Origin of the sequence: Fischerella sp. PCC 9605 (assembly GCF_000517105.1) — a bacterium.
GTDB lineage: Bacteria > Cyanobacteriota > Cyanobacteriia > Cyanobacteriales > Nostocaceae > PCC9605.
This window is the reverse complement of record NZ_KI912149.1, coordinates 29,010-55,612: the sequence shown is the minus strand read 5'-3', so window position 1 is coordinate 55,612 and position 26,603 is coordinate 29,010. Positions and strand designations below refer to the sequence as shown.

21 protein-coding genes are annotated in these 26,603 nt (G+C 42.8%); 10 read left to right on the top strand and 11 right to left on the bottom strand.

From position 1 onward, the window contains the following. Nucleotides 1-46 precede the first annotated feature (46 nt). The 4 genes from FIS9605_RS0115245 to FIS9605_RS0115230 all read right to left on the bottom strand — a co-directional run bounded on the left by FIS9605_RS0115245 (nucleotide 47) and on the right by FIS9605_RS0115230 (nucleotide 3,381). A complete protein-coding gene (locus tag FIS9605_RS0115245) occupies nucleotides 47-670 on the bottom strand; it encodes a GDSL-type esterase/lipase family protein (protein ID WP_026733363.1) in 624 nt (207 codons plus the stop codon). 296 nt (nucleotides 671-966) lie between these two features. Beyond that, nucleotides 967-1,296: a ribulose bisphosphate carboxylase small subunit gene (locus FIS9605_RS0115240; protein WP_026733362.1), complete on the bottom strand. Its 330-nt coding sequence runs from the start codon at nucleotides 1,294-1,296 to the stop codon at nucleotides 967-969. A gap of 137 nt (nucleotides 1,297-1,433) precedes the next feature. Continuing rightward, on the bottom strand, nucleotides 1,434-1,850 hold the full coding sequence (gene rcbX / locus FIS9605_RS0115235) for a RuBisCO chaperone RbcX (RefSeq protein ID WP_026733361.1): 417 nt from the start codon (nucleotides 1,848-1,850) through the stop codon (nucleotides 1,434-1,436). Between the two features lie 100 nt (nucleotides 1,851-1,950). Beyond that, nucleotides 1,951-3,381: a form I ribulose bisphosphate carboxylase large subunit gene (locus FIS9605_RS0115230; RefSeq protein WP_026733360.1), complete on the bottom strand. Its 1,431-nt coding sequence runs from the start codon at nucleotides 3,379-3,381 to the stop codon at nucleotides 1,951-1,953. 1,065 nt (nucleotides 3,382-4,446) lie between these two features. On the opposite strand from FIS9605_RS0115230, the gene FIS9605_RS0115225 reads away from it, so the two are divergent. Both FIS9605_RS0115225 and panB read left to right on the top strand, forming a co-directional pair. Beyond that, entirely contained in the window at nucleotides 4,447-5,601 is a 1,155-nt protein-coding gene (locus tag FIS9605_RS0115225) for a two-component regulator propeller domain-containing protein (protein ID WP_026733359.1), read from the top strand. A gap of 255 nt (nucleotides 5,602-5,856) precedes the next feature. After that, a complete protein-coding gene (gene panB / locus FIS9605_RS0115220; RefSeq protein ID WP_026733358.1) occupies nucleotides 5,857-6,645 on the top strand; it encodes a 3-methyl-2-oxobutanoate hydroxymethyltransferase in 789 nt (262 codons plus the stop codon). 1 nt (nucleotide 6,646) lies between these two features. Here panB and FIS9605_RS37175 read toward each other — a convergent pair whose 3' ends face one another. Then, nucleotides 6,647-7,405 carry a hypothetical protein gene (locus FIS9605_RS37175; protein WP_197036060.1) on the bottom strand — a complete coding sequence of 253 codons (759 nt, stop codon included), beginning with the start codon at nucleotides 7,403-7,405 and terminating at the stop codon, nucleotides 6,647-6,649. 148 nt (nucleotides 7,406-7,553) lie between these two features. Further along, the gene (locus FIS9605_RS0115210) at nucleotides 7,554-8,231 is read right to left on the bottom strand and encodes an RNA polymerase sigma factor (RefSeq protein ID WP_231510373.1); all 678 of its coding nucleotides are present in this window, start codon (nucleotides 8,229-8,231) and stop codon (nucleotides 7,554-7,556) included. Between the two features lie 413 nt (nucleotides 8,232-8,644). On the opposite strand from FIS9605_RS0115210, the gene FIS9605_RS0115205 reads away from it, so the two are divergent. From FIS9605_RS0115205 to FIS9605_RS0115180, 6 genes are all read left to right on the top strand, one after another. After that, nucleotides 8,645-9,421, top strand: coding sequence for a calcium-binding protein (locus FIS9605_RS0115205; protein ID WP_026733356.1), 777 nt, complete (start codon nucleotides 8,645-8,647; stop codon nucleotides 9,419-9,421). Between the two features lie 927 nt (nucleotides 9,422-10,348). Beyond that, entirely contained in the window at nucleotides 10,349-11,152 is an 804-nt protein-coding gene (locus FIS9605_RS0115200) for a calcium-binding protein (protein ID WP_082209787.1), read from the top strand. 64 nt (nucleotides 11,153-11,216) lie between these two features. Next, on the top strand, nucleotides 11,217-11,996 hold the full coding sequence (locus tag FIS9605_RS0115195) for a peptidylprolyl isomerase (protein WP_026733354.1): 780 nt from the start codon (nucleotides 11,217-11,219) through the stop codon (nucleotides 11,994-11,996). Nucleotides 11,997-12,104: 108 nt separating this feature from the next. Beyond that, nucleotides 12,105-15,053, top strand: coding sequence for a peptidase domain-containing ABC transporter (locus FIS9605_RS0115190; protein ID WP_026733353.1), 2,949 nt, complete (start codon nucleotides 12,105-12,107; stop codon nucleotides 15,051-15,053). Nucleotides 15,054-15,233: 180 nt separating this feature from the next. After that, nucleotides 15,234-16,745, top strand: coding sequence for an HlyD family efflux transporter periplasmic adaptor subunit (locus tag FIS9605_RS0115185; RefSeq protein WP_026733352.1), 1,512 nt, complete (start codon nucleotides 15,234-15,236; stop codon nucleotides 16,743-16,745). A 527-nt stretch (nucleotides 16,746-17,272) separates the two neighbouring features. After that, nucleotides 17,273-18,565 carry a glycoside hydrolase family 10 protein gene (locus FIS9605_RS0115180; protein WP_026733351.1) on the top strand — a complete coding sequence of 431 codons (1,293 nt, stop codon included), beginning with the start codon at nucleotides 17,273-17,275 and terminating at the stop codon, nucleotides 18,563-18,565. 126 nt (nucleotides 18,566-18,691) lie between these two features. Here the strand turns inward: FIS9605_RS0115180 and pgm are convergent, their stop codons facing one another. The 5 genes from pgm to FIS9605_RS46100 all read right to left on the bottom strand — a co-directional run bounded on the left by pgm (nucleotide 18,692) and on the right by FIS9605_RS46100 (nucleotide 24,559). Next, nucleotides 18,692-20,356, bottom strand: a complete 1,665-nt coding sequence (gene pgm, locus FIS9605_RS0115175; protein WP_026733350.1) for a phosphoglucomutase (alpha-D-glucose-1,6-bisphosphate-dependent) — start codon at nucleotides 20,354-20,356, stop codon at nucleotides 18,692-18,694. Between the two features lie 291 nt (nucleotides 20,357-20,647). Then, nucleotides 20,648-21,538: a polyphosphate kinase 2 family protein gene (locus FIS9605_RS0115170; RefSeq protein WP_026733349.1), complete on the bottom strand. Its 891-nt coding sequence runs from the start codon at nucleotides 21,536-21,538 to the stop codon at nucleotides 20,648-20,650. Between the two features lie 112 nt (nucleotides 21,539-21,650). Beyond that, nucleotides 21,651-21,833 (bottom strand): hypothetical protein, encoded by a 183-nt coding sequence (locus tag FIS9605_RS0115165; protein WP_026733348.1) that lies wholly within the window; start codon nucleotides 21,831-21,833, stop codon nucleotides 21,651-21,653. Between the two features lie 144 nt (nucleotides 21,834-21,977). After that, nucleotides 21,978-24,419 (bottom strand): phosphoketolase family protein, encoded by a 2,442-nt coding sequence (locus tag FIS9605_RS0115160; RefSeq protein ID WP_026733347.1) that lies wholly within the window; start codon nucleotides 24,417-24,419, stop codon nucleotides 21,978-21,980. Between the two features lie 8 nt (nucleotides 24,420-24,427). Beyond that, nucleotides 24,428-24,559: a hypothetical protein gene (locus tag FIS9605_RS46100; RefSeq protein WP_269321044.1), complete on the bottom strand. Its 132-nt coding sequence runs from the start codon at nucleotides 24,557-24,559 to the stop codon at nucleotides 24,428-24,430. A gap of 749 nt (nucleotides 24,560-25,308) precedes the next feature. On the opposite strand from FIS9605_RS46100, the gene menH reads away from it, so the two are divergent. Together menH and FIS9605_RS0115150 are read left to right on the top strand one after the other, a co-directional pair. Next, a complete protein-coding gene (gene menH / locus FIS9605_RS0115155) occupies nucleotides 25,309-26,151 on the top strand; it encodes a 2-succinyl-6-hydroxy-2,4-cyclohexadiene-1-carboxylate synthase (protein ID WP_026733346.1) in 843 nt (280 codons plus the stop codon). 164 nt (nucleotides 26,152-26,315) lie between these two features. Then, nucleotides 26,316-26,591: a hypothetical protein gene (locus tag FIS9605_RS0115150; protein ID WP_026733345.1), complete on the top strand. Its 276-nt coding sequence runs from the start codon at nucleotides 26,316-26,318 to the stop codon at nucleotides 26,589-26,591. Nucleotides 26,592-26,603: the final 12 nt, after the last annotated feature.

The window sequence follows — 26,603 nt, the reverse complement described above, 5'->3', positions numbered from 1 at the left end:
GATTAGCTTTTGTAAGGTGTGTTAGCGAAAACTTAACGCAGCATTTTCAAGCATCGTTAGGAGAAAACCAATCTTTCCAGGCTTGCCAATTTTGCACAATTTCTGCAAACTCTGTGTAACCTGCTGTTCTGGGATGAGCACCATCATTTGTTCTTACCTCATCCATCCAGATAGTTGAATTTACTAAGACATCAAAAACATCTAGATAAGGCACATCCAATCTCTTGCAAATTAACGCAAACTGTTGATTTAAATCGGCAATTCTCTGATTTTGTTCCTCATCTGCGATCGGTGGAGGACTGACCATTAAAATCGGATATAACTGCTTTGCTTCAGTTAAAATTTGGCGTGTATTTAAAATTGAATTTACGAGTGAAACACGAGGTTTACCATTTTCTATAGTTGTGTCGTTAACTCCAAAAGAAAATACAACTCTGCCATCGTATTCTTTAGGAAGACGATAAGAAACTTCCTGGAGCCAACGATTTTTTAAGTTAGTACTTGTTTCTCGCCTCACTCCTAAATTATAGTAGGTAATTTCATAACCTTTTTTATTAGCATCAACGCATATTCTTCCTGTCCAACCTAGACACTCTGGATCGCCAGCTCCATTAACAAAGGACTCGCCCACAAAGCAAATTCTTACTTGCGGTATATATTTTGAATTCACTTAAATTTTTCTCAGAGTTACTTACTATGCTTATGCACGTATAGGTTGCATATTGTCTCGTGAATACTGTCATCTATCTTTAGTCCTTAGTTTCTAGTCACTACAAATGACAGATGACTAATGACAAAGGACGAACCTCACGAGTAATTGTGCAATTTTGTTTGCGTTCCTACATTTTACTAAATTCTTTTAAGATTTAGAAAATACAAAAATCAATAAATAAGAGAGGCAGATAATTCTACCTCTCCTGTTGGGGGAATATCAATTACTTACAGCTTACCAGTTTTATACCAGCTTTAAAATCTGCCGGGCTTGTGAACGATAAAGCTGAGAATTTGGCACTGCTTGATGTTATCAAAGCCCACAACGCGGATGAAGCAGTTGCCATACTGTGAACGGCAAGCTTGCACTTCGCTCAGCACTTCTTGAGTACTTCTAGCGCTGAACAAAGGTAATTTCCACATTGTCCAGTAGTATTCGGTAGGCTCAGAGGATTCGTTGAACTCAATAGCCGGAATGTAACCTTGATTCAGAATGTACTGGATCTGCTTGCTGATTTGAGCATCGGTGAGGGGAGGCAGGTAGGAAAGGGTTTCGTAACGACGCTCTTTTGGTAGAGTTTGCATAGTTTCTGAGTTGCGATTTTTGAACTAATTAGTAAACAAGGTTGTTAGTAGTTAGTAGTTGGTAGTTAGTAATTGGTAGTTGTTTATTTTACCCACTAACCACTAACGACTATCCACTATCCACTAACCACTAGCTATTAACCATCATTGGATGAATTATCCAAATTAGGATCTGAAGTTGCTTGCTGTTCTGGTTCGGAACTGGGGTTTGATTGGTTTAACTGCGTAATTCGCTCAAGATGCTGGCGACGATGTAGCATATTGGCTTGTTGAATACCAGTGCGAACCATTTCCGGTAAATATTCGGTAACTTCCTCAGCTATATGTTCTCTGACTGTCATGATCCGCAGTGCCAAATCCGGCTTTTCTCGGAAAAGTTCTTCAATGTAAGCTTCTCCATCCTGGATTTTGTCTTGGGCGGAAAATCGATGCAGCCAATATGCCAAGGGAGGATTGGTTTCACTGAGTTGAGCCAATACCGTTCTCACTGCCTGATAAGTCAGGTAGCTTTGCAGCGTCTTGGCTGTGTCCTTCGCAATTTGCTTAATGTTCATGCTTGACCCCAGCCCCCTAATAAGTCAAAAGTCAAAAGTCAAAAGTCAAAAGTAAGAAGAATTTTCTTTTACCTTTTAACTTTTAACTTTTTACTTGACATCAGACGGTATCCATTGCCTCGAACTCGAACTTGATTTCCTTCCACAGTTCGCAAGCAGCGGCCAACTCAGGAGACCACTTGGCAGCTTCGCGGATAACGTCGTTACCTTCGCGAGCCAAGCTGCGGCCTTCGTTACGAGCTTGGATACAAGCTTCCAAAGCAACGCGGTTAGCGGTAGCGCCAGGAGCGTTACCCCAGGGGTGTCCGAGGGTACCACCACCAAATTGCAGCACCGAGTCATCGCCGAAGATTTCTACCAGTGCAGGCATGTGCCATACGTGGATACCACCAGAAGCAACTGCCATTACACCAGGCATAGAAGCCCAATCTTGGGTGAAGTAAATACCGCGAGACTTGTCTTGCTCAACGTAGTTTTCGCGCAGCAGGTCAACGAAGCCCATTGTAATACCGCGCTCACCCTCTAGCTTACCGACCACCGTACCAGTGTGAATGTGATCGCCACCAGACATCCGCAAGCACTTAGCCAAAACCCGGAAGTGAATACCGTGGTTCTTTTGACGGTCGATCACGGCGTGCATCGCCCGGTGAATGTGGAGTAATAGACCGTTGTCACGGCACCACTTAGCCAAAGTGGTGTTAGCAGTAAAACCTGCGGTTAGGTAGTCGTGCATGATGATGGGCATTTTCAGTTCTTTAGCGAACTCTGCCCGCTTGAGCATTTCTTCGCAGGTGGGGGCGGTAACGTTCAGGTAGTGACCTTTGATCTCACCAGTTTCAGCTTGGGCTTTGTGGATAGCTTCAGCAACGAACAAGAAGCGATCGCGCCAACGCATGAAGGGCTGAGAGTTAATATTTTCGTCGTCTTTGGTGAAGTCCAAACCACCGCGCAAGCACTCGTATACAGCGCGTCCGTAGTTCTTCGCAGACAGACCCAACTTGGGCTTAATGGTACAACCCAACAGGGGACGACCGTATTTGTTGATTTTGTCACGCTCTACTTGGATACCGTGGGGAGGCCCTTGGAAAGTCTTCAGGTAAGCAACAGGAATGCGTAAGTCTTCCAAACGCAGCGCCCGCAGGGCTTTGAAACCAAATACGTTACCTACAATTGAGGTCAACATATTGGTTACAGAGCCTTCTTCAAACAGATCCAGAGGATAGGCAACGTAGCAAATGAACTGGTTGTCTTCGCCGGGAACTGGTTCGATATCGTAGCAACGACCTTTGTAGCGATCTAGGTCGGTCAGCAAGTCCGTCCACACGGTTGTCCAAGTACCAGTGGAAGACTCAGCCGCCACAGCAGCACCAGCTTCTTCTGGTGGAACGCCGGGCTGGGGCGTAACGCGGAATGCCGCTAATATATCTGTATCTTTTGGTGTGTAATCAGGGGTGTAATAAGTCAGTCTGTAATCTTTAACCCCGGCTTGATACCCTGCTTTTGTCTGAGTCTTCGTTTGAGCGTAAGACATACTATTCCCTTCCAAGAAGTCACTCTTTCTATTTACAAACTACGCTGCGTGCAACTTCCTCTAACCTCGCCTCCTTCCCCTCATCAATGAAAAAAGATTTGGAACATCTTTAGGTTTGGGGCTGTCTTCAACAGAGGTTAGTGGTTTTTCGACCTAGGAGAGGTGGAAACCCTGAGAAGTTCGTGCTGGAGCTTCACAACTCGGAACTATAGGGTAATTTTCTCACCAGTGTACTTGCGTTGTAGGCACGCACTATTGTACGCTCTTAGCTTTCCCTTTTCCCAGGAATAAAACTTCATTTTTTATCTGTTGCTTGCACTCCACTAAACTTTTTTATGTCATCCAACCTCGCTAGAGGCGAAATGATTATTGTTGGTTTCTCCAGCATCCCCCGTTTTCCCCCATTAACGGAGGAAATATCAAGATAATCTTTGATTTCGGGGATAGTCGGAGGTGGGCTAGCAAGTTTTTCGCTTTTTCACCCCCTGTATCTCTCCCATTCACAGGGTAGAGACAGGAGAAATTTTGATAGACCTACATTTAGGGGAGTGGTGAGCGAAAGACTGATTGCACTCCACGTAATTTGTAACTTGTTTCACAATATATCAAGAATGCAATAAGTTATTCTTTGGATCTTTTTAACTTTTATATTTAAATTTTTTATTACATAAAGTTTTCAACATTTTATTAAGAATACTTTACAGAATGTCATGAATAGTTATATTGAACAATCTCAAAGGCAGATCAGACGAAGCTACAACGCTGATTTTATGTATGATGCTGGCATTTTTTTGTTAATTGCGAACGTTAAGAAGCTGGGAAAAGCTTAAATGGTAAAGGTTAAGGTCAAATTTTCTTCCTTTTCCCTTTGCCCCTTCCTTGTTTAAAAACCACGCTGTAGGGGAACACTGAAACTAACCTCAAGCCTAGACCTCTTGCAAAAGTAATTTTTGCAAGAGGGGGACAAGGGAAAAGGTGAAAGGGGCAAAGGAAAATTCAACCCCTTTAACCTTTCCCCCTTACCCTTTTCCCGACTTTTACAAGAAGTCGCCTTTTGAGGCTGAGTTGATAGAAACTGTCTCCAAAGGAAATACAACCGTGGTATTGTTTTACAAACGTACTAAATTGCTCGGTTCTACCTTGCTAGGGTTGATAGCTTTGCCAAGTTTAGGTACAGTAGCGCTAGCAATTCCGGCAACTGCACCAGAAAGTAACAGCAATACTCCAACACCCAAAATTCTCAACGTTAATCCATCTGAATTAACTCCTGCTTACCCAGCTACCTCGCCACCACGACGGGTAGACCCCTTACCAGACGATCGCAATTTACAAGAACGCCTGCAAGAAAATGATTATCGCGTTAGTGCTTTGCAGGCTGAATATACAGGTAATCTGTGGGTAGCTTCTTGGCGGGGGTTGTCGCGGATTGACCCCAACACTGGCAAAATATTAGCTCGTGTGAGTTTACCGAATGTTGCCATTGGTGCTTTAACTCAAGATAAAGTCGGACGCTTGTGGGTGGGAACCTATGAAGGATTAAAGCGAGTAGATCCCCGTAGTAACGAAATTACGGCGCAAAATTTATTTTTGCCTTCTAAGCGAGTTTTATCTTTATTGGTTGACAAACGGGGTTACTTATGGGCGGGAACAGATAATGGCTTAGCCTTGATTAGTCCTGACCAAGGCTTGATTATGACCAATGTCAAAAATCTTCCTGGTGTCAGTGCTAATGCTCTGAGTTTAGATGCTGAAGGTCAACTTTGGGTGGGGACTTTGGATGGAGTAGTGCGAGTTAATACGGCTAATGCTTTGATTATGAAGCGGATCGATAATTTACCAGGTACGACTGTACAAGCTTTAGCTATTAGCCCAGAGGGGTTAATTTGGGCGGGAATGCCAAATAATCTCCTTGTTATTAACCCAAAAACAGGTGCTGTGCTGCGGTCTGTAACTCGCTTACGGGGACGTGACGTGACTGCAATCCGTTTTGCTAAAGATGGTAGTGTTTGGGTCGGTACTGGTAATGGTTTGCTACGATTGAATCCAAGTACTGGTGCTGTGCTAGACGAAGTTCCCGGTCTTCCCTCCAGTCGTGTGCTTTCCCTTGCGCCTGATGTTGGCAATAAATTGTGGATTGGCACTACTGAAGGTCTTGCTTGGTTAATGCCAAAAATGGCAAGTGCAACACCCCATCTCGCTTTTACTCGCGCTGTAAAGTAGGGATTGGGTATCGGTGATAAGGGAACGGGGACTAGGGAGCGGGAACTAGTGGTTCCATTAGTTTTGATGAGTTGTGAAAGTTCGTAGTCAGGGCTTTAGCCCTTAAAATTGAGCGATTTATCGCTCACTACAAACCTCTCATAATTAATGGGAAAGACCACTAGGGAGAATAAGTGAAATCTCAATCCCCAATCCCCAATCCCCAATCCCCAATCCCCAATCCCCAATCCCCAATCCCCAATCCCCTAATCCAAAATGGCAGTTACCACCCAGCAATTAATTCAATGGAAACAGCAGGGACGCGCAATTGTGGCGTTGACGGCTTGGGATTATGCGATCGCCCAACTCCTCGATGCAGCTGGTGTTGATCTCATCTTGGTGGGTGATTCTATGGCGGTGATGTTGGGGTACGAAACAACACTACCAATCACCCTAGAAGAAATGCTGTACCATGCCAAAGCTGTTCGCCGTGGTGTCAAACGTGCTTTGGTCGTCGTAGATTTACCATTTTTGACGTATCAAGAAAGCATCCAACAAGCAATACACTCTGCTGGACTGGCGTTAAAAGAAGCTGGAGCACAGGCAGTAAAGTTAGAAGGTGGGTATCCAGCAATGGTAGAAACTATTGCCCGTTTGGTGCAAGCGGGAATTCCAGTCATGGGCCATGTGGGTTTGACACCGCAATCAATACATCAAATCGGTTTGCGACAACAGGGAAAGACGGAAGCAGCCCGAGAGAGGATTTTACAAGAAGCGATCGCTCTCGAACAAGCGGGTGTATTTTCGATCGTATTAGAGCACATCCCTAACGATTTGGCATTTGAAATAACACAAAAACTCAGTGTTCCTACCATTGGCATTGGTGCTGGTCCGCATTGTGATGGACAGGTATTAGTCACGTCTGATGTCATCGGGCTTTCAGAAAAACAACCGCCGTTTGCGAAAGTTTATACAAATTTGCGCGAGACGATTACCCAAGCTGTACAGGACTATAGCGTAGAAGTACGAGAGCGGAAGTTTCCACATCCACATAGTAGAATTTAATTCAGCACTCCTGAGTCTTTTTGTCCTGTTTTAATCTAAAATCCAGTCGAGCAGTTTTTTTATCCTCTACAAGTTTTTGCAACACAGCCAGTTGCAAAGCTTCATCTAATATTGCATTAGTAAGTTTCATGGTTTTTATGTAGGTACGATAAGCCGCCACTGGCACTATCAACACATCACTCCAAGCTTCTTCTTGCTGGTGAAAGGCTTGAATTTCTGGCTGTTGTTTGGCTGAGGTTATTCCCATTTCTAACCCAAGTAACTGGATTTGTGCGAGCAAGGGTGCTTCATCAACCAAACCGTGATAGTGGTCTCCCACTGTCAGCAATAAGTCATAAACTTTTCTAGAAAGCCGCTGCCCAATTAGGCGTGATAAATTACAAGCCAACATGGGCAGCACATGCCAAGTTTCCGCAAGCAAATCTTGTCCGACTCCAGAAAGGTGAGATGGAATCAGAAGATCCACATCACTGAGGAAACTGGTTTCTACAGACAGCAGCATTACCGAAATTACCTGCCATTTGTTCTGTTGCTCTACCGCTGGTTCAGGCTCCTTGACAATCATCACGTAGCGTGGTGTTGAGTCTTCCCCAAGAAATCGTCGCGCTGACTTTGAGTAGAGATTTTGTTGTTCTTGTGTTGAAAACTGCAAAGGACTTCGCGCAACTCGACTAACTTCCCAGATTTCTCCCGGTTGGGGCAGTTCCTGACAAAACTTCTTAAAGCTCGAAGTTGTGAATTCACTGAAGTCCATACGCATGAGTTTCTAGCTCCGGACGATGATTGGTTATCTTTTTTTCAGTTTGTGGTCTTATTTATTACTAGTAGCTGGTTAGCAACTTCTACTATACCCAGTCGTACTAATTCTGATTAATTGGCGGATTTTAAGAAATTTTTGGATAGTTATCTTACCATTGTACATCCGAGCGCAATCTCACTGCTTTTTGCTGTCGAGTAGCTTGTACTTCTCGTTGGAAATTTTCTTTAGATGGCAACAGTCCTAACTCTTGAGCAATGTATTTTAATAATTTTTTCCAACGCTTTGAGATATCGCTTTGTGTGACTCCCAATTCGATAGAAATTTGAGTTTGGGTTTTACCTTCAACCCGACCTCGCCACAGTTTTTGATAAGCTTGATTGGGATAGCGTCGATCAATAACTTTTATTGCTTCTATTGCTCTAAGGATAAAATCTTTACGCTCTATAGCTTCCAATAAGTTGAATTTATCGGGGATAGTTTCCGATAGCGGCAGTTCTGTTCCTGAAATCTTTCGATCTAAACTGCTCCAGTGAAATTGCTTTTCTTTACGAACAAGATCGATGATTTCACATCGAGCTACTGTTTCTGCCCAGCAGTAAAACTTCTTGATTCCCCCTTCGCGAAACTTTCCAGATTTTGCTGCTTGGAGTACTTTTTCATAGGCTGTTTGCTCTGCATCTTGCCAGGAAACAGAAGTTCCTTGAGTGTGCTTGCGGGCAATTCTCTTCACTTTTTGTAGATACTCTGGAGCAATCAAAAGTTGCCTACAAAGTTGAGTATCTCCCTCAAGGTAGCGATTAAGCAATTTTTCTTGTTGTGACATCATATCCATTGTTTTTATGGTCGTGTCTTATGAATGAGAAGTTCTCCATAAACTCCTAGTAACTCGTAGAGAACCCTAATGATAAAGTTGATAAAAAGGCTTAACGATCTACAACAAAACTTTTTCTATAAATTTCGGAATATTTTGGATCGCGCCTTCGTTTATAGAGAGTAGAGAGTGAAGACATAAATCAACCCTCAACGAGCGTAAAACTTCCTCTCACAAATCAAACTTTGTAGGAGATTAAGGAAAAAACAAGTCTAGGTTTAGTTAAAAAATGTATCTGTGAATTAATGATAGCTTCACAGAATTATTATCGAGATGTAAAGCCAAAATTGACTCTTTTTCAGTTAATTTGCTTAAAAAACAAAGAATCTAATTTTCAACATTAACGAATTGTTTTTGGAGAAATTAACATGGCTAACATTAATGGTACTCCTGATCTAGACGTAATACACGGCACCAATTTTGCAGATACCATCGATGCCAAGACAGGAAATGATGTAGTTTACGCTAAAGATGGTAATGACACTGTTTACGCCGGTCCGGCAACACCTGTTCCTGGTTACACTGACAATGATTATGTCAATGGTGACGCAGGCAACGACATACTCTATGGTGGTTACGGTAACGACATCCTTGATGGCTGGACAGGCAATGATTCTATCTACGGTGAAGCAGGACATGACACCTTGCTAGGTAATGATGGCAATGACAAACTTTATGGTGGCGATGGCAATGACTACTTGTTTGGAGAATCAGGCCATGACACTCTAGATGGTTCTACTGGTAACGATCGTGTTTATGGTGGTAACGGTAACGACACCCTCTATGGTTGGACTGGCAACGATCATCTTTATGGTGGTTTTGGCAATGACAGGCTGTATGGAGAGGCAGGTAATGACTGCCTAGTTGGCGGTTTTGGCAATGACAGACTCAGGGGTGGTGCTGGCGCAGATAAGTTCGTCTTCAACTCCAAATGGGAAGGCGTAGACATCATCGAAGACTTCAGTCGGCAACAAGGCGACAAAATCTGTATTAGCCAATCCTTTGGTGCGACATCTACCAATCAGTTTGCATACAACCATCATACTGGTGCGTTATCTTACAACGGTACTGTATTCGCCATCATCGACAACAAGCCTGCTGGATTTTCACCCAATCTCGACATCCAACTCAATTGTGATTGTTAATTAGTTTGACAAACTAGGGGCGCTATCCTTGCGCCCTTTTATAGTCTTTTCAAATGATTAGAGACTATTTACGCTTAATGTGAATTAGAGGCTGAAACCTTGTATTTTCGGTGTAGAGACGCGAAATTTCGCGTCTCTACAAAGCCCAGAATCCTTGATCTAACATTGGTTTTGATAATTCACATCAGACGTTATTTATAAAGTAATAATTCAACTTGTAGCGTGTGTAGCGGTGCTACATTGATACTGCAAGTAAAAAATAAATGAAAATGCCGCTACGCACCATCTGTTTTTGGTGCGTTACGCTACGCGATAACACACCCTACATGCACTTAATGTTTACTTTATAAATTACCTCTAAGAGTACAAATCTTAGTAGCATGTCTGCTTTAAATTTGTGGGTAAATCAATAGCTGTTAATCAAGAAAAATAGAATTTATATAGTTTACATTTCTTACATTTTCAGTCCAGACACGCTCTTAGTAGAGTGTCTGGACTGTCGTGCATCCATCATATCCATAATTTTTTATGGTTGTGTCTTATGAATGAGAAGTTATCAAGAAACTCTCAGTAAGTCATAGAGAGCCTAATGACAGAGTTGATAAAAAGCCTTAACAATCTACAACAAAACTTTTTGTGTGAATTTTGGAATATTGTCTATCGAACCTTCGTTTATAGAGAGTAAGGAGTGAAGAAAAAAAGCAACAATAAACGGCTGTAAAACTTACTCTCACAAATCAAATTTAGTAGGAAATTAAGGAGATAAATACGTTCAGTTCTGATTACGCAATATATCTGTGAATTAATGGGAATTTCACAGATTTTTATCAGGATGACAAGCTAAAATCCACAATTTTTCAGTCACTTGACTGAAAAAACAAAGAATCTGATTTCCAACCTTAGCAGATTGTTTTTGGAGAATTTTACATGGCTAACATTAACGGTACTCTTGGTTCAGATGTAATACACGGCACCAACTTCGCAGATAACATCAATGCCAAGACAGGGAATGATGTAGTTTACGCCAAGGGTGGTAATGATACTGTTCATGCCGGGCCGAACAACCCTATTTTTGGTTTGCCTGATAATGATGTAGTTTACGGCGATTGGGGAAACGACAAAATATATGGTGGTTACGGTAACGACAAACTATATGGTGGTTACGGTAACGACCATATTGATGGCTGGACAGGTGATGATTCCCTCTACGGTGAAGCAGGAAATGACAACTTGTGGGGATATTCTGGCAATGACTACATCAACGGTGGCGATGGCAATGACTACCTGTATGGAGAGTCAGGCCATGACACCCTAGATGGTTGGACTGGTGACGATCATGTTTATGGTGGTGATGGCAATGATACCCTCTATGGTTGGACTGGCAACGACAAATTATATGGTGGCAATGGCAAAGACACCTTGAGGGGAGAGGCAGGCAACGACTGCTTAGTCGGTGGTTATGGCAATGATACACTATGGGGTGGTGCTGGCACAGATAAGTTTGTCTTCAACTCCAAGTGGGAAGGTGTAGACGTCATCAAAGACTTCAACTGGAAAGAGGGCGACAAAATCTGTATCGGCAAATCCTTTGGTGCGACATCTACCAACCAGTTTGCATACAACCATCATACTGGTGCGTTATCTTACAACGGTACTGTATTCGCCATCATTGAAAACAAGCCTGCTGGGTTTTCACCCAAATTCGACGTCCAACTCCATTGTGATTGTTAATTAGCTTGACACACTGGGGCGCAAGGATAGCGCCCCTTTAGTTAGAGAAGGAGTGATGTAGGATATGGTGGAAGTGCCAGAGATTGCCGATCGCACTATTCTTAAAGAAGAACTTATATCCCTGGTTGCTAGCTATCAACTACTACCGCAACTGTTGCGGGAGATGATCGTTGAAGGGGCGATCGCATCCATAAGTTGCACCCAAGAAGAAGTAGCGATCGCTTGTCAAAAATTCCTACAACAGCACCAAATTACCAATGCTGCCACACACGAGGCATGGCTGAGGCGTTATGGTATGACTCACCAACAGTTTCAAGCTTTGGCTACACGCAAACTGCGAATTGAGAAATTCCAACAACAAACTTGGGGACACAAATTAGAATCTTACTTCTTGGAGCGGAAAAAATACTTGGATCGAGTTGTCTATTCAATGATTCGCACCCAAGATCCTGGCATTGCTCAAGAACTATATTTTCGCATTCAAGCACGCGAACAAAGCTTTGGCGAACTTGCCAAAAACTACTCTGTCGGCCCCGAAGCTTATACTAACGGTATTGTAGGGCCGGTGGAGATGGGGACACTACACCCAGGTTTGGCAAGACAACTACAAGTAAGCCAGCCGGGACAACTTTGGCACCCCATATCCTTTGGAGAATATTTTGTAATTATCCAACTAGAAAAATTACTTCCCGCTCAATTAAACGCTTTTATGCGCCAACGCTTGTTAAGGGAGTTGTTTGAAGATTGGTTGCAAGAGCAAATCCAGCAGTTACCTGCTTCAGATCAAGCTTGGTTGGTATCAAAGCGCACGGTAGAGCAGATTAACAGCACAAGTGTAGCTTAGTACAGCATTGCATAAGCTCATGGCGAAATCTTTGCACCTAAACTCCGCGCCCCTGTGCGTTTTAAATCCCTACTGTTTTAAGCAAAGCATCACTTAGTAACTAATAAAATGACATCTACACTTATTGATATTCAAGAATTTTTGGCTAGTGTATTTCCCTTCAATCACTTGCCAGAGCAGATACTAGAAAATTTACGTAAGCAAATGCAATTTTTACGGTATCGCATGGGTCAGATAATACTGACAAAAGAAGCGATGCCACCCCACATTAGTATTATTTATCAAGGACAAGCCCGCCTGATCGGTTACGACAAATTCACAGATCAACCCGTCACCTTGAAATTACTACAACCAGGAGAAATCTTAGGTTGGGTTTCTCATGTGCGAGGGATAGCTTGTGAAACAGCGATCGCATCTACTGAAGTGATTTGCCTCAACCTGCCAATAACAGATTTTCTCAGCTTGCTAAAGTGGGAACCAAACTTTCAAGCTGCTTTACATGCCACGCCCTCACTCATCGAAGTTTACGACTTGTTGATGGCAGAGTTCAGCTATCGGGCAAATAGTAACATTGATGTCGCAAAATTGGCACAGACTGCGATCAAATCAGCCGTAGTCTATTCTTCTTCAAAGAAAATCCTTCTTCAGCAGTTAGATTCCCAATTTTTATGGTTAATTAGCAGCAGTTCCGATCCAGAATTTCCTGTAGGTAGTCGCTTGGAATTGGAGACTGCCAACCCCAACCAAAAGTTAAAAGCAAATACGCGCTTGCTAGGTGTACCCAAATATCTGCTACCAGAATTGCCATCTCCCGCACCCACAGAAATAGCACCAGATTTTGCAGACATCCCCTACGCCTCAGATATTATCATCCCAGTAGAGACGCGAAATTTCGCGTCTCTACAGAGAAACAAAAAATTTCCCTACATTCGGGGTAGAGGCCCGCAAGATGCTACACTTGCTTGTTTGCAAATGTTGAGCCAGTATTTCAATCTACCTTTCCGCAGAGATATGCTGCGGCGAATTTTAGCGAAACAGATAGAACAAACTGGCACTGTATCTGTGCAATTTTGCGGTGCAGTAGCAGAGTTGATGGGTTTGACAACCCAAATGGTAAAAGTGCCAGCCACAGCAGTTGGTAAATTGCCAATACCTGTAATGATTTCTTGGCAAGATACTTTTGCGATCATCTACAAAAATAATAACCAAGAATTACTGATTGCCGTTCCGGAAATGGGACTGGTACGTCGCAAGGTGAAGGACTTTGCCGAAACCTGGGGACAGCAAGGAGAAGTGCTGCTGCTGCAACCAAGCAAAAGTACCCCTCACTCCCACTTTAGCCTGCGCTGGTTTGTACCCGAATTGCGACGCTATCGCAAAGTCTTTGTGGAAGTGCTAATTGCTTCAATGGTGGTACAAATTTTTGGATTGGTAAATCCCTTGGCAACACAAGTAATTATTGACAAAGTTATTGTTGGTAACAGCCTGGATACCCTAGAAGTTTTTGGTATCTTTTTAATCGTCATAGCAATAGTTGAAGCAGTACTAACAGCCATCCGCACTCAACTATTTGTGGATACCACCAACCGCATCGATCTATCTTTGGGTTCTGAAGTCATCAATCACTTGTTGCGCTTACCTCTATCTTACTTTGAACGCCGCCCCGTCGGCGAATTGGCAACGCGGGTGGGAGAGTTAGAAAATATCCGGCAGTTTCTCACAGGTACAGCCCTCACCGTAGTCTTGGATGCGGTGTTTTCCATTATCTACATCCTAGTGATGGTGGTTTACAGTTGGGTGTTAACAATAGTTGCATTGGCAACAGTACCGTTATTCGCCTTGATTAACTTGCTGGTATCGCCTCTGATCCGGCGACAACTGCAAGAAAAAGCCGAACGCAACGCTGAAACTCACTCCTACTTGGTAGAAGCGATGGCGGGGATGCAAACCATTAAAGCGCAAAATTTGGAAATGCGATCGCGCTGGCAATGGCAAGAACGTTATGCACGTTATATCAGCGCTGGCTTCAAAACCATCTCTACTCAAACTACTGCCAGTTCCGTCAGTAGCTTTCTTAACAAGTTTTCCAATTTACTTGTGCTTTGGGTGGGTGCCTATCTCGTTTTGCACCAACAACTCACCCTAGGGCAACTGATTGCCTTTCGCATTCTTGCTGGCTACGTCACTAGTCCCTTATTGCGACTAGTACAACTATGGCAAAACTTCCAAGAAACAGCATTATCACTGCAACGCCTGAGTGACATTCTCGACACACCCACAGAAACCGAAACCGACGCGCAAAATATCCTCATGCCCGCAATTGTGGGTAGTGTTCAATACAAAAATGTTTCATTCAGCTTCCAACAAAACGGCGCGTTGCAATTATGCAATATTAATGTTGACATTCCTGCTGGCTCATTTGTGGGAATTGTCGGCCAAAGTGGTTCTGGTAAAAGTACCTTATTAAAATTACTACCTCGGCTTTACGAACCCAAATCCGGAAAAATCTTAATTGATGGCTTTGATATTAGCAAAGTCGAACTTTATTCCTTGCGGCGTCAAATTGGAGTTGTGCTGCAAGATACCTTATTATTTGACGGTACGGTGCGGGAAAACATCGCTATAGCATGTCCGGACGCCAGCGATGAAGAGATAATTAATGCTGCCAAAGTTGCCTATGCACACGACTTTATCATGGACTTGCCCAACGGCTACAACACCCAAGTAGGCGAACGAGGGAGTGGACTTTCTGGGGGACAAAGACAAAGAATTGCGATCGCCCGCATCGTCCTGCAAAATCCCCAACTGTTGATTCTCGACGAAGCCACCAGTGCCCTAGACTACAACGCTGAAGCTCAAGTCTGTCGCAATCTAGCAGAAGCATTCCAAGGGAAAACAGTATTTTTCATTACCCATAGGCTGGTTACTATCCACAAGGCGGACACGATTTTGCTCATGGACTCTGGTTCTGTAGTTGAACAAGGAACCCATGAAGAATTGATAGCACTGAAAGGTTATTATTACTGCCTTTATCGACAACAGGAAGCACAGATATAGTCATTGGTCATTAGTCATTAGTCATTGGTCATTAGCTAATAATAACTACTAACCACTAACTACTAACTACTAACCACTAACCACTAACCACTAACCACTAACCACTAACTACTAACCAATGTAGAGACGTGCCATGGCACGTCTCTACAACCACCAACCACCAACCACTAACAAAATATTATGAATATTCAATATCGATTTGATCAACCAGTTCTCTTACAACAAACTCCCCTTTGGTCACGTGCTATTGCTTGGGGGATTATTGGTATTACCGCCTTTACTTTAATTTGGGCGAGTGTATTTAAAATAGATGTAGCCATTCCAGCTAGCGGTAAGCTAGAACCCCAGGGGAAAGTAACTGATATTCAAGCCCCGATTGGCGGTGTGATTAGGCAAATTCATGTTAAAGAAGGTCAACTGGTTAAAAAAGGGCAAGTTCTCATCAGTCTAGAAGAAACTACTACGCAAGCGGAGATTAATTCACTGCAACAAAACCGTAAAGCATTAGTGCAAGAAAATGAATTTTATCGCAGTCAACTTACAAGAATAACTTCAGCAAACACTACTCCCCGAGCAGCTGTTAAATTAAAAATTCCCCTAGAAATTGCAACTTTAACCCAAAATCGAGCGCAATTCCTCGCAGAAAATCTACTCTACCGCGCCCAGCTAAGAGGTTCCGCAGTTGGAGTTCCACTCACCCTAGAACAACAGTTGCGCTTGCGTTCTCGTCAGTCTGATTTCAGTTCACAATTGGCAGCAGCGCAGTTAGAGATAGAACAAACTCAACAACAGTTACTTCAAAATGAAGCACAGCTAATTAATGCTAAAAAAGTGCTAAAAATTAATAAAAATATTTTAAATAATTTAGATTCATTAGCAAAAGAAGGTGCTTATTCTAAGTTACAAACTTTGAAACAAGAACAAGATGTTCTCACTCAAGAAGCAGAAGTTATAAAACTGACTAAAGAAGAACAACGCTTGAAGTTAGTTATTGCTCAAAAAAAACAAGAAATTAGTAAGATTGCCGCAGAATCTCAGGAAGAGATATTATCTCAAATTACAGCTAATGAAAAGAGTATTGCGGAGATTGACAGCCAATTGACTAAAGTAATTGTAGAAAATCAAAAGAAAATCCATGAAATTGACAGTCAGTTAAGTAAAGCTCAAGCTAATTTGAAATATCAGAAAATTACTGCTCCTATAGATGGAACTGTGTTTGAACTAAAACCAAATACTCCCGGTTTTGTTGCCAACTCTAGCGAACCAATTCTCAAAATAGTTCCTAACGACTTTCTCATTGCCAAAATTTACATTACTAACAAAGATATCGGTTTTGCCAAAGAGAATTACAAGCAATCTGAATGTGCCAATTACAAACAGCAAAATAATCAATGTCCACAAGTTGATATCCGAATCGATTCCTATCCCTTCCAAGAATATGGTGATATCAAAGGCAAATTAACCTCGATAGGTTCTGATGCCTTACCACCAGACGAAATCAATCCTTACTGGCGTTTTCCGGCTAAAGTAAGTTTAGAAAAGCAAGCAATGACACTGCGTAGAGGTGGTGAATTGCCCCTACAATCTGGTATGTCAATTAGTGCGAATATTAAATTGCGTCAGCGCACAATTATTAGTATTTTCACTGATTTTGTGCTGAAGAAAGCTGAAAGTTTAAAATTCCTGCGATGAAGGATTGATCGGTAGCTGTCACCTTATAGACGCGCGTAGGATGCAGCTACATAAATACAGCCTGTCTTTACAGACTTGGTATTTATACTAGCTTGCAGTCAAAGATAATACTTCCCTCACCCCAACTTTAGTAATCTTTTCTCCGACTTCTACAAGAAGTCTAATGAGAAACATAAAAATTTTGCATTTAGTACTACTTAATTTAGATAGAACTAGGTATCAATAAATTAATTTTATTCTGAGTATAAAAAAATTGAAAGCATTATCGTTTTCTCTGATTATGTGATATTTGCCTGCGTCTGGGTGGATTATCAATGAAATTCAGAATAAAACAGCCTCAAAATCCTGAGTAATTACCCTTCTTAGTAAAGTTATAACGGGCACTAATTATCTACTAGCTACGTCAAATATCCTACTGCGCTAAGTCTGCATCAGATTCTTTGATGCAGAAATTTTGATGCGCCGCATTGAATGAATAACTACCAATTTAACTAATCACTTAGTAAGCTTATATACTCATATACTCCATGGCTAGTAGATTCCATTACAAAAGCATGCGATCGCACAAGTGGGTAGCTAACGCATCATTCAAACCTGTGACATTACGTTTTATACCTCAAGGTTGGCGGCGATTGCATTCAGTGCAGCGCCTAGGCAGGCGATCGCTTAGGTATCTTCTTCCACTTCTATTTTTGATGTCACTTTTGACGGTATTGCTGGGAAACAGCTTTACTCCTGCGACAGCACAGCTACCCCGTCAGGAAATTCGTGGGGTTTGGATGACCAACAATGACTTTAACACCCTCAGAGATCGTGCTAAAGTGCAGAATGCTACGAACCAATTGCGGCAATTGAACTTCAACACAATCTATCCTGTAGTGTGGAATTCTGGCTATGTGATGTATCCTAGTGCCGTGGCAAAACGTACAGGTATCCAACCCTTTGTTTTGCGAGGCTCTGATGGACATGATATTCTCGCAGATATCACTGCCCAAGCTCATCGCCAAGGCTTGCTCGTAATTCCTTGGTTTGAGTTTGGTTTTATGGCTCCCCCGATGTCAGAACTGATGTTGAATCATCCAGATTGGTTCACGCAAAAGCGCGATGGTAGCCAAACTTCCCTTAGCGCTGCTGGTGAGGTTGCATGGCTCAATCCCTTCCATCCAGAAGTGCAGAAGTTTATTACCGATCTCGTATTGGAAATCGTCACCCAATATGATGTCGATGGCATCCAGTTTGACGATCACATGAGTTTGCCCCATGAATTTGGCTACGATAAATACACAGTAGCCTTGTATACTCAGGAAACAAAGAACAATCCCCCGGCTAATCCTCAAGATCCGGCATGGGTGCGCTGGCGAGCAGATAAAATCACAGCGTTTATGGTACAACTCAATCAAGCTGTGAAAGCGAAAAAACCAGGTGCGATTTTCTCCGTTTCTCCCAACTACTACGATTTTGCTTACAAGTTTCACTTGCAAGACTGGCTCAACTGGTTACGGCTTAATATTGTGGATGAGCTAATTGTGCAAGTGTATCGTCCGAATCTACAAAGTTTTATCGCCAAGATTTCCCGCCCAGAAATTCAAGAAGCACAACAAAAGATCCCAACTGGAATTGGCATTATGGCAGGATTGCGAAATAATCCAGTTCCCATCCAACAAATTAAGTCCCAAGTACGGGCTACCCAAAAACGTGGTTTGGGGGTAGCCTTCTTTTACTACGAAAGCCTTTGGAACTATGCTCCAGAACCTGTAACCGAACGGCAGTCTGCATTTCAAGCCTTATTCCCTGCTTCTGCTCTCCGCGCTAGGATTTAAAAAAGTGATTGGGGATTGGGGATTGGGAATAGGTGAAAATTATGAATGATGAATGCTGAAAATTTCATAATTCATAATTCATAATTTTTATGCCCCAGTCCCTATTGATGTCAAACGCTGCGAGAATTAAACTACATTGGCAACGATTTGTGTCGCTTCTTGCAAAATTTCCTCTAGGTGTTCTTGGCTCTTAAAGCTCTCGGCATAGACTTTGCACACATTCTCTGTACCAGAGGGACGCGCCGCGAACCAGCCGTTTTCGGTTGTTACCTTCAGTCCACCAATCGGCGCATTATTGCCAGGGGCGTTGGTTAACTTAGCAGTGATGGGATCGCCAGCAAGTGTTGCTGCTTTCACATCTTCTGGGGATAGTTTGCCTAGACGCGCCTTTTGTTCTGGTGAAGCAGGAGAATCAATGCGTTTATAGAATGGTTTGCCAAGTTTTGCTGTTAAATCTTGATAGTGCAAACCAGGATCTTTACCCGTGCGTGCTGTAATTTCGGCTGCAAGTAAGTCCATAATTATACCATCTTTGTCTGTTGTCCAGACGGTTCCGTTCTTACGCAGGAAGGAAGCTCCGGCACTTTCTTCACCACCAAAGCCAAAGGAGCCATCGAGCAGACCCTCGACAAACCACTTAAAGCCGACGGGAACTTCGCAAACCTGCCGTCCAATCTCTTTGGCGACTCGGTCAATCATACTGCTGCTGACCAAAGTTTTGCCGATCGCACTTTTTGGCGACCATCCACTGCGATTGGTAAATAGATACCAAATGGCAACAGACAAGAAATGGTTCGGGTTCATCAACCCTACACTGGAGGTGACAATACCGTGGCGATCCGAGTCTGTATCATTGCCAAAAGCAATACTGTAGTCATCCTTAATTTTGACTAGGCTGGCCATTGCGTAAGGAGATGAGCAATCCATGCGAATTTTGCCATCCCAGTCTAAGGTCATGAAACGGAATGTCGGATCAACAGTCTTGTTGACCACAGTAATGTTCAAGGCATAGCGTTGGGCGATCGGTTCCCAATAGGCGATATTCGAGCCACCCAAGGGATCGACACCAATGCGGATACCAGACGAGCGGATCGCCTCAATATCTACAATATTTTCCAGGTCGTTAACGTAGGGAGTAATGAAATCAAAAAAGTGAGTTGTGGCTGCCTTCAAAGCAGATTCATAGGGAATGCGTTTGACATCCCGGTTTTTATTTGCCATCAACTCGTTAGCGCGGGTTTGAATCCATTTGGTAATCTCTGGTTCTGCTGGCCCACCGGAAGGAGGATTGTATTTAAAACCACCATCACTCGGTGGGTTATGGGAGGGCGTGATGACGATACCATCTGCTAAACCGCTTGTTTTACCTTTGTTGTAGGTGAGGATAGCATGGGAAACCGCTGGTGTTGGGGTGTATTGAGCATAACCTTCACCTGCGGCAATGTAAACCTCTACGCCATTTGCGGCCAGCACTTCTAACGCAGACTTTTGAGCAGGAGCCGAGAGGGCGTGCGTATCCATACCCATGTATAGCGGGCCGTTAATGCCTTGGCTCTTGCGATACTCAGCAACTGCCTGAGATACTGCTAAGATATGGTCTTCATTGAATGTGCCATTGGCAGAAGAACCACGATGTCCTGATGTACCAAAACTAACACGTTGTAGCGGATTCTCAGGATCGGGATGAACCGTATAGTACTGATCCAAAAGCCGATCGACATCAATCAAAATGTCGGCCGGAGCAGGTTTGCCAGCCAGGGGGTTGATTTGCTCTGCCGCTGTTGTCTGCATTTGCTCTCTCCATATGCTACTACGGTTTGGCTACGATCAGAATACCGTGAAATGTTGTTAGTGGTTAGTGGTTAGTTGGTGGTTGGTGGTTGGTGGTTGATGGTTTTATTAGTTAGTGGTTAGTAGTTAGTGGTTAGTGGTTGTTAACTATGTCCCATGCCCCTTTCCTTTATACTTGGACGAGTTGATAGGCAGCATCCAGCCCAGATCCGATTTTTAAAGGTTCTACCTCTAGTGACAGGCAAAGACTCTATTGTTGCATTTATTACCAAAGGCAAGGAACGAAGTCTGTCAGTCTTCTGTTTCCAGCATCTCCTTAGCTTTTAAAAGTTCTGCGTAATGTTCTTCACTGACCTTGGGATATGCCAGATTTAGGGATTTCATCTTCTCGTAAATAAAATAAGCTACAGCTGTGCGTGTAAACCATTTATGATCTGCGGGGATGATATGCCAGGGAGCCAATTCTGTACTGGTATAGTTGAAGACGTCTTCGTATGCTTCCATATAGTCATCCCAGAATTGCCGTTCTCTAGCATCACTAGTTGAAAATTTCCAATTTTTTTCTGGAAGCTCAATTCGCTTCAAAAAGCGCCTTTTTTGCTCCTCTTTCGAGACATTGAGGAAAAATTTCAGCACTACAATGCCATTGTTAACGAGATATTTTTCAAAGTTGTTAATTTCTTCAAATCGTTGCTTCCAAATATATTTGTTTTTTTTATCGGCAGGCAGCTGCTGCTTGGCCAGGAGTTCTGGATGTACGCGCACCACCAGTACTTCTTCATAGTAAGAACGATTGAAAATTCCAATACGTCCTCTTTCTGGTAAAGCTTTGTAAGATCGCCACAAATAGTCGTGATCGAGTTCCTCTGCTGAAGGAGCTTTGAAACTAAACACCTGGCAGCCTTGGGGATTTATCCCTGACATCACGTGTTTAATCGTGCTATCTTTACCTGCGGCATCTAATGCTTGAAGGATAATCAGCAAAGCATAGGTATCCTGGGCGTACAGCATATCCTGATACTTCGCTAACTCCTTGATCCCCAATTGCAATATCTCCAGGGCTTCACCTTTTTGAAAATCCCCTTTATAGCCTGGATCAAAGTCTTTGATCTTTATCTTTGAACCAGGCCGGACAATCATGGATTCAGGATTCAAGCGACTAACGAAGTCTTCGTAAGCCATAAGGTCAAATACTACCTTTCGAGTAGATGGAGTGATGGGATGAAAGAGTTTCATTTTTCTTATCTCCCCACCTCTCTATTAGTCTATCTAGCAAATTTTGTCTGGTGAAATACTAAGCAGCGGTAACTTTTAGCGTCGAAGGTTGAGAGCGATCGCCCTGCAAACTCACCCCACGCTGATTTGCTTCCAAATAACGCACAATTTTAAACACTGTTTCCACTCGTTCGGCTGCATTTGCTTTTGCTGCCAAGCTTGCCAAACCCAAGGGTTTAGCACCAGCCCTTTGGTGGTGCAATCCTAAACAATAAATTTTCTTCGTGTCTTTGTGTCTTTGTGGTGAAAAAATAAATTTTATTTACCACCAAGACACTAAGACACCAAGTCTCAGGGAACTTATGAATAAGAAAGGCATGACACCGTCAAGCCTCTCACAATCAGCCTAGTAAGGCCACTTCCAATTAACGATTTCGGGCTTATCAATCCCGTGTTCGTAGGCGTAATGACGGCAAGAGATTTGCTCATCTTTGAGCATTTCTTTGACGTGAGCACCTGCTACTTTGAGTTTGGGGACTCGATCAATTACGTCGATCGCAATGCTAAAGCGATCGATTTGGTTTTGGATGGCAAGCTCTAAAGGTGTATTGATGTTGCCCTTTTCTTTGTAACCGCGCACGTGGATGTTGTTATGATTGGTGCGGCGGTAAGCGAGGCGGTGAATCAACCAGGGGTAGCCGTGGAAGTTGAAGATGACTGGCTTATCGAGAGTGAAGAGGCTATCAAAATCGCGATCGCTTAAACCGTGCGGATGCTCTGTATCCGGTTGCAACCTGAATAAATCAATCACATTGATAAACCGAATTTTCAACTCAGGAAAATTCTCTCTCAGAAATACCGATGCTGCCAGTGCTTCTAGGGTGGGAATGTCACCTGCACACGCCAGCACTACATCTGGTTCTTCACCAGCATCCGTGCTGGCCCACTCCCAGATATCTATACCCTTGGTGCAATTGCGGATAGCAGCTTCCATATCGTGATACTGCAAGTGTAGTTGCTTGTCAGACACAATCACATTGACATAATTCTCACTCCGCAAGCAGTGGTCAACGACTGACAGCAGTGAGTTGACATCAGGGGGAAGATAGATGCGAACCACTTCCGGACTTTTGTTCAGCATCACATCTAAAAAGCCCGGGTCTTGGTGAGTGAAACCGTTGTGGTCTTGTCGCCAAACGGTAGAAGTAATGAGGATGTTGAGCGAAGAAACTTTTGCTCGCCAGCTAATATGGTTGCAAATTTCCAGCCACTTGGCGTGTTGACCCACCATTGAGTCAATCACATGAGCAAAGGCCTCATAGGTAGAGAAGAAGCCATGACGACCCGTGAGCAAGTAGCCTTCCAGCCAACCTTCTAATGTGTGCTCGCTCAGTATCTCTAACACGCGACCGTCGGGAGACAGTTCGCCACCGTCAGCATCTTCTGGTAAGTATCCTGCAATCCAGAACTTTTTACTGGCTTCGTAAACTGCATTGAGCTTGTTGGAGGTGTTTTCGTCAGGGCCAAACACGCGGAAACTGTTCATATTGTTCCGCATCACATCACGCAAGAAAACGCCCAGAGGTTTGGTGTTTTCCACCTCGATTTGTCCAGGCTTTTCAACCTCAATGCCGTACTTGCGGAAATCAGGCATTTTCAGTTCGCGGCGCAACACACCACCATTAGCGTAGGGGGTAGATCCCAAACGTTTTGAGCCAGCAGGTGCCATATCCTGAATTTCTGGTAGTATCGTACCATTGGCATCAAAGAGTTCCTCTGGCTTGTAGCTTCGCATCCATTCTTCCAGCAGTCTCAAATGCTCTGGATTAGAATGCATTCCTCCCATCGGTACTTGGTGAGCACGCCAAAAGCCTTCGACTTTGTGTCCATCCACCTCTTGGGGACCAGTCCAGCCCTTGGGTGTACGCATGACAATCATGGGCCAGCGGGAACGGGTAGGAACGCCACTGCTGCGAACTTCCTGTTGGATTTTGTGAATTTCTGATATGCAATGATCTAATGTTGCCGCCATTGCTTGATGCATACTCTCGGGGTCAGAACCTTCCACGAAGTAGGGTGTGTAGCCATAGCCTTTGAACAGATCTTCTAACTCTTCATGGCTAATGCGAGACAAAACGGTGGGGTTATTAATTTTGTAACCATTCAAGTGCAAAATCGGCAGCACTGCACCATCGCGAATGGGGTTGAGGAACTTGTTAGAATGCCAGGAGGTTGCTAAAGCTCCGGTTTCTGCTTCTCCATCCCCAGCCAGGGCGATAACAATCAGGTTGGGATTGTCAAATGCTGCACCATAAGCGTGGGATATGCTGTAACCCAGTTCACCGCCTTCGTGAATGGAGCCAGGGGTTTCAGGGGTGCAGTGGCTACCAATCCCACCAGGGAAGGAGAATTGCTTAAAGAACTGCTTCATCCCCTCTTCGTCTTCGCTACAGTCAGAGAAGTAGTTAGAATAGCTCCCCTCTAAGTAGCAGGGACCCAAGAATCCGGGCGCACCGTGACCAGGCCCCACGATGTATAACATGTCCTGGTCAAATTTCTTGATGACGCGGTTGAGGTGTGTATAAAGAAAACTGATGCCAGGGCTAGAACCCCAGTGTCCCAACAAGCGGTGCTTGATATGCTCAGGCTTGAGAGGTTCTTTCAGCAGTGGGTTATCCCGCAGGTAAATCATGCCAATGGCCAAGTAATTGGCAGCACGCCAGAAGGCATGCATTTTGCGGAGTTCGTCAGAGCTAAGGGGCGCACCCTCAACTGTTGAACGTGCCGGGCCAAAACAGCTAATAGAAGTAATGTCGTCAGCGGTTGATTTTGGGGGTGTTGCTACCATGCTTGCACCTATAATTGTCTCAAAACTGTTCTTCTGGCTATTGCGATCGCCTCACAAATATAAAGTTCATTCTTGCGTCCACTTAGTGGAAAAGAAGCAATCAGCAGGTAGATTTTTCCTGAAAGGATTTGTGTCAGCAACAAACCTGTGGCATTGATGTTAGCAATACCTGTTGCTGTTGCACTACGAAAAGAAAGCTGAAACTACAGATTAATAATAAATCATCGCCAAACAAACGAAACTGATTGCATATTAAAAGGTGATAACTACGGCTTATTCAACTGCTTGCTTCAATCTTTGGAATCGATAGTTAAGGCTAACAACAGCAACCGATACGGTCAAGTAATTTTATCTTTACCATAAGAACTTAAACGTTGACAAAAAGCTGACCGCATGAGATTGTCGAAATTCTCAGCAAGTAACTGTACTCAAAATTTTGGATATCAGTATGAATTTGCTACTTCTACAACAAAGCTTATTATAAATACTCTACTTTTCTTATAACAGTTTCCATAGCAGATAAGCCAGTTAAGAAAGTCAGTTAAGGCAGATAAACGACTAAATAAAGAGAAAAGAGAGAAGAAGGCAGTAGACAGAGCCAATAAATTTAGATTTCTCATGCTTTTCGTATTCCTGACAGTTTATGATGGTTAATGAAAAAGTCTACTTGATTGACACTAGATTTTGTTACTCTTACTGAACAGCGATCGCTGTCTTGAATGATTAAAAATTGCGATATATTTTTCTTGTCAATAGACTTTTTATGCAATAACCTTTTCTTAACCTTAAGCATTTATAAAAAAATTAGATTTTTCAGAGTGTAGAATGTTAATAAATCTTCATTACAAGCAATAATCTTATTGTTCCTATATTGATTATGACTAATGTCATGACAATTGCAAATTATGCATTTTATTATTCTTTCAGTGGTAATGCAAATAAATCCCTACTTCTTTTTATACACGGCTTTATGGGAAATTATCATGAATTCGATGAAGCCATAAAATTATTAGAAAAAGATTTCTATTGTCTAACAATAGATTTGCCTGGGCATGGTAACACTAAAGTTTTGGGTGCAGACAACTGCTATAGCATGACACAAACTGCTCAAGCTTTAATCAACTTGTTAGATAATTTGCAAATTACCAAATGTTTTTTAGTAGGTTATTCTATGGGAGGTAGGTTAGGTTTATATCTCACCCTAAATTTTCCCCACAGGTTCTCCAATGTTGTTCTGGAATCAGCTTCTCCTGGTTTGCCAACAGTTGCGGAACAGCAAGACAGAGCTAAGCGTGATGGGCAAATAGCTAAAAAATTAGAAAGATGCATTGAACAAAGTGATTTTATCGCTTTTTTATCAAATTGGTATAGTCAGCCTATTTTCGGCAATATCAAAAATCATCCGCGATTTCAGAATTTGATAGAAATTAGATTACAGAATAATCCTACAGAATTAGCTAAATCCCTGCGGTTTATGGGCACTGGTTGCCAGCCTTCTTTGTGGGAAAAACTCAAATATAATATCAATCCATTGCTGTTATTAGCTGGTGAATATGATAAAAAATTTGTCGATATTAATGAAAAAATGGCGAATATATGTCAATTTTGTGAGCTAAGAGTAATTAGTAATGCTGGACATAATATTCATTTTGAAAATACAAAAGTATTTGTGGAAAACATTAGTAATTTTTTTAACGAATCAGGCTTAGATGAAGGAATTAAATTGATCTAGCCAGTCAATGGACATAAGTAAAAACAACTATATAAAAAAATGTAAAGTATTTTTACCTCATTTACCATTTCCCATCCCCCCACTACGCATTGCTATTCCCAAGCTCTAAGAGTAGATTTTTATCCAAGAGCTTATGTTTTTAAGGTTTTTAATTAATTTGACAAATGAGCTTAGGAATTATTGAAGCCTACAGTGGCGGATTTTTAGAAATTATTCCGGAAGGGGAAGGTAGCGACTATTGGCTGATAGTAGCAATACATATTAATGGAGAAGTCTTGCGTCCTAGTCCGCGACTCTATCGCAATAAAAAACAAGCACTAGCAAAGGCAAAAAAAATTTATGATTGGATCGCCAACCGCGATCGCCAAATTTATGACAGGGTATGTTGGTGCGAAGAACTTGGAATTACCCTATGGCATGAATCTAAGAATTACTTTTAAATAAATAAAGGT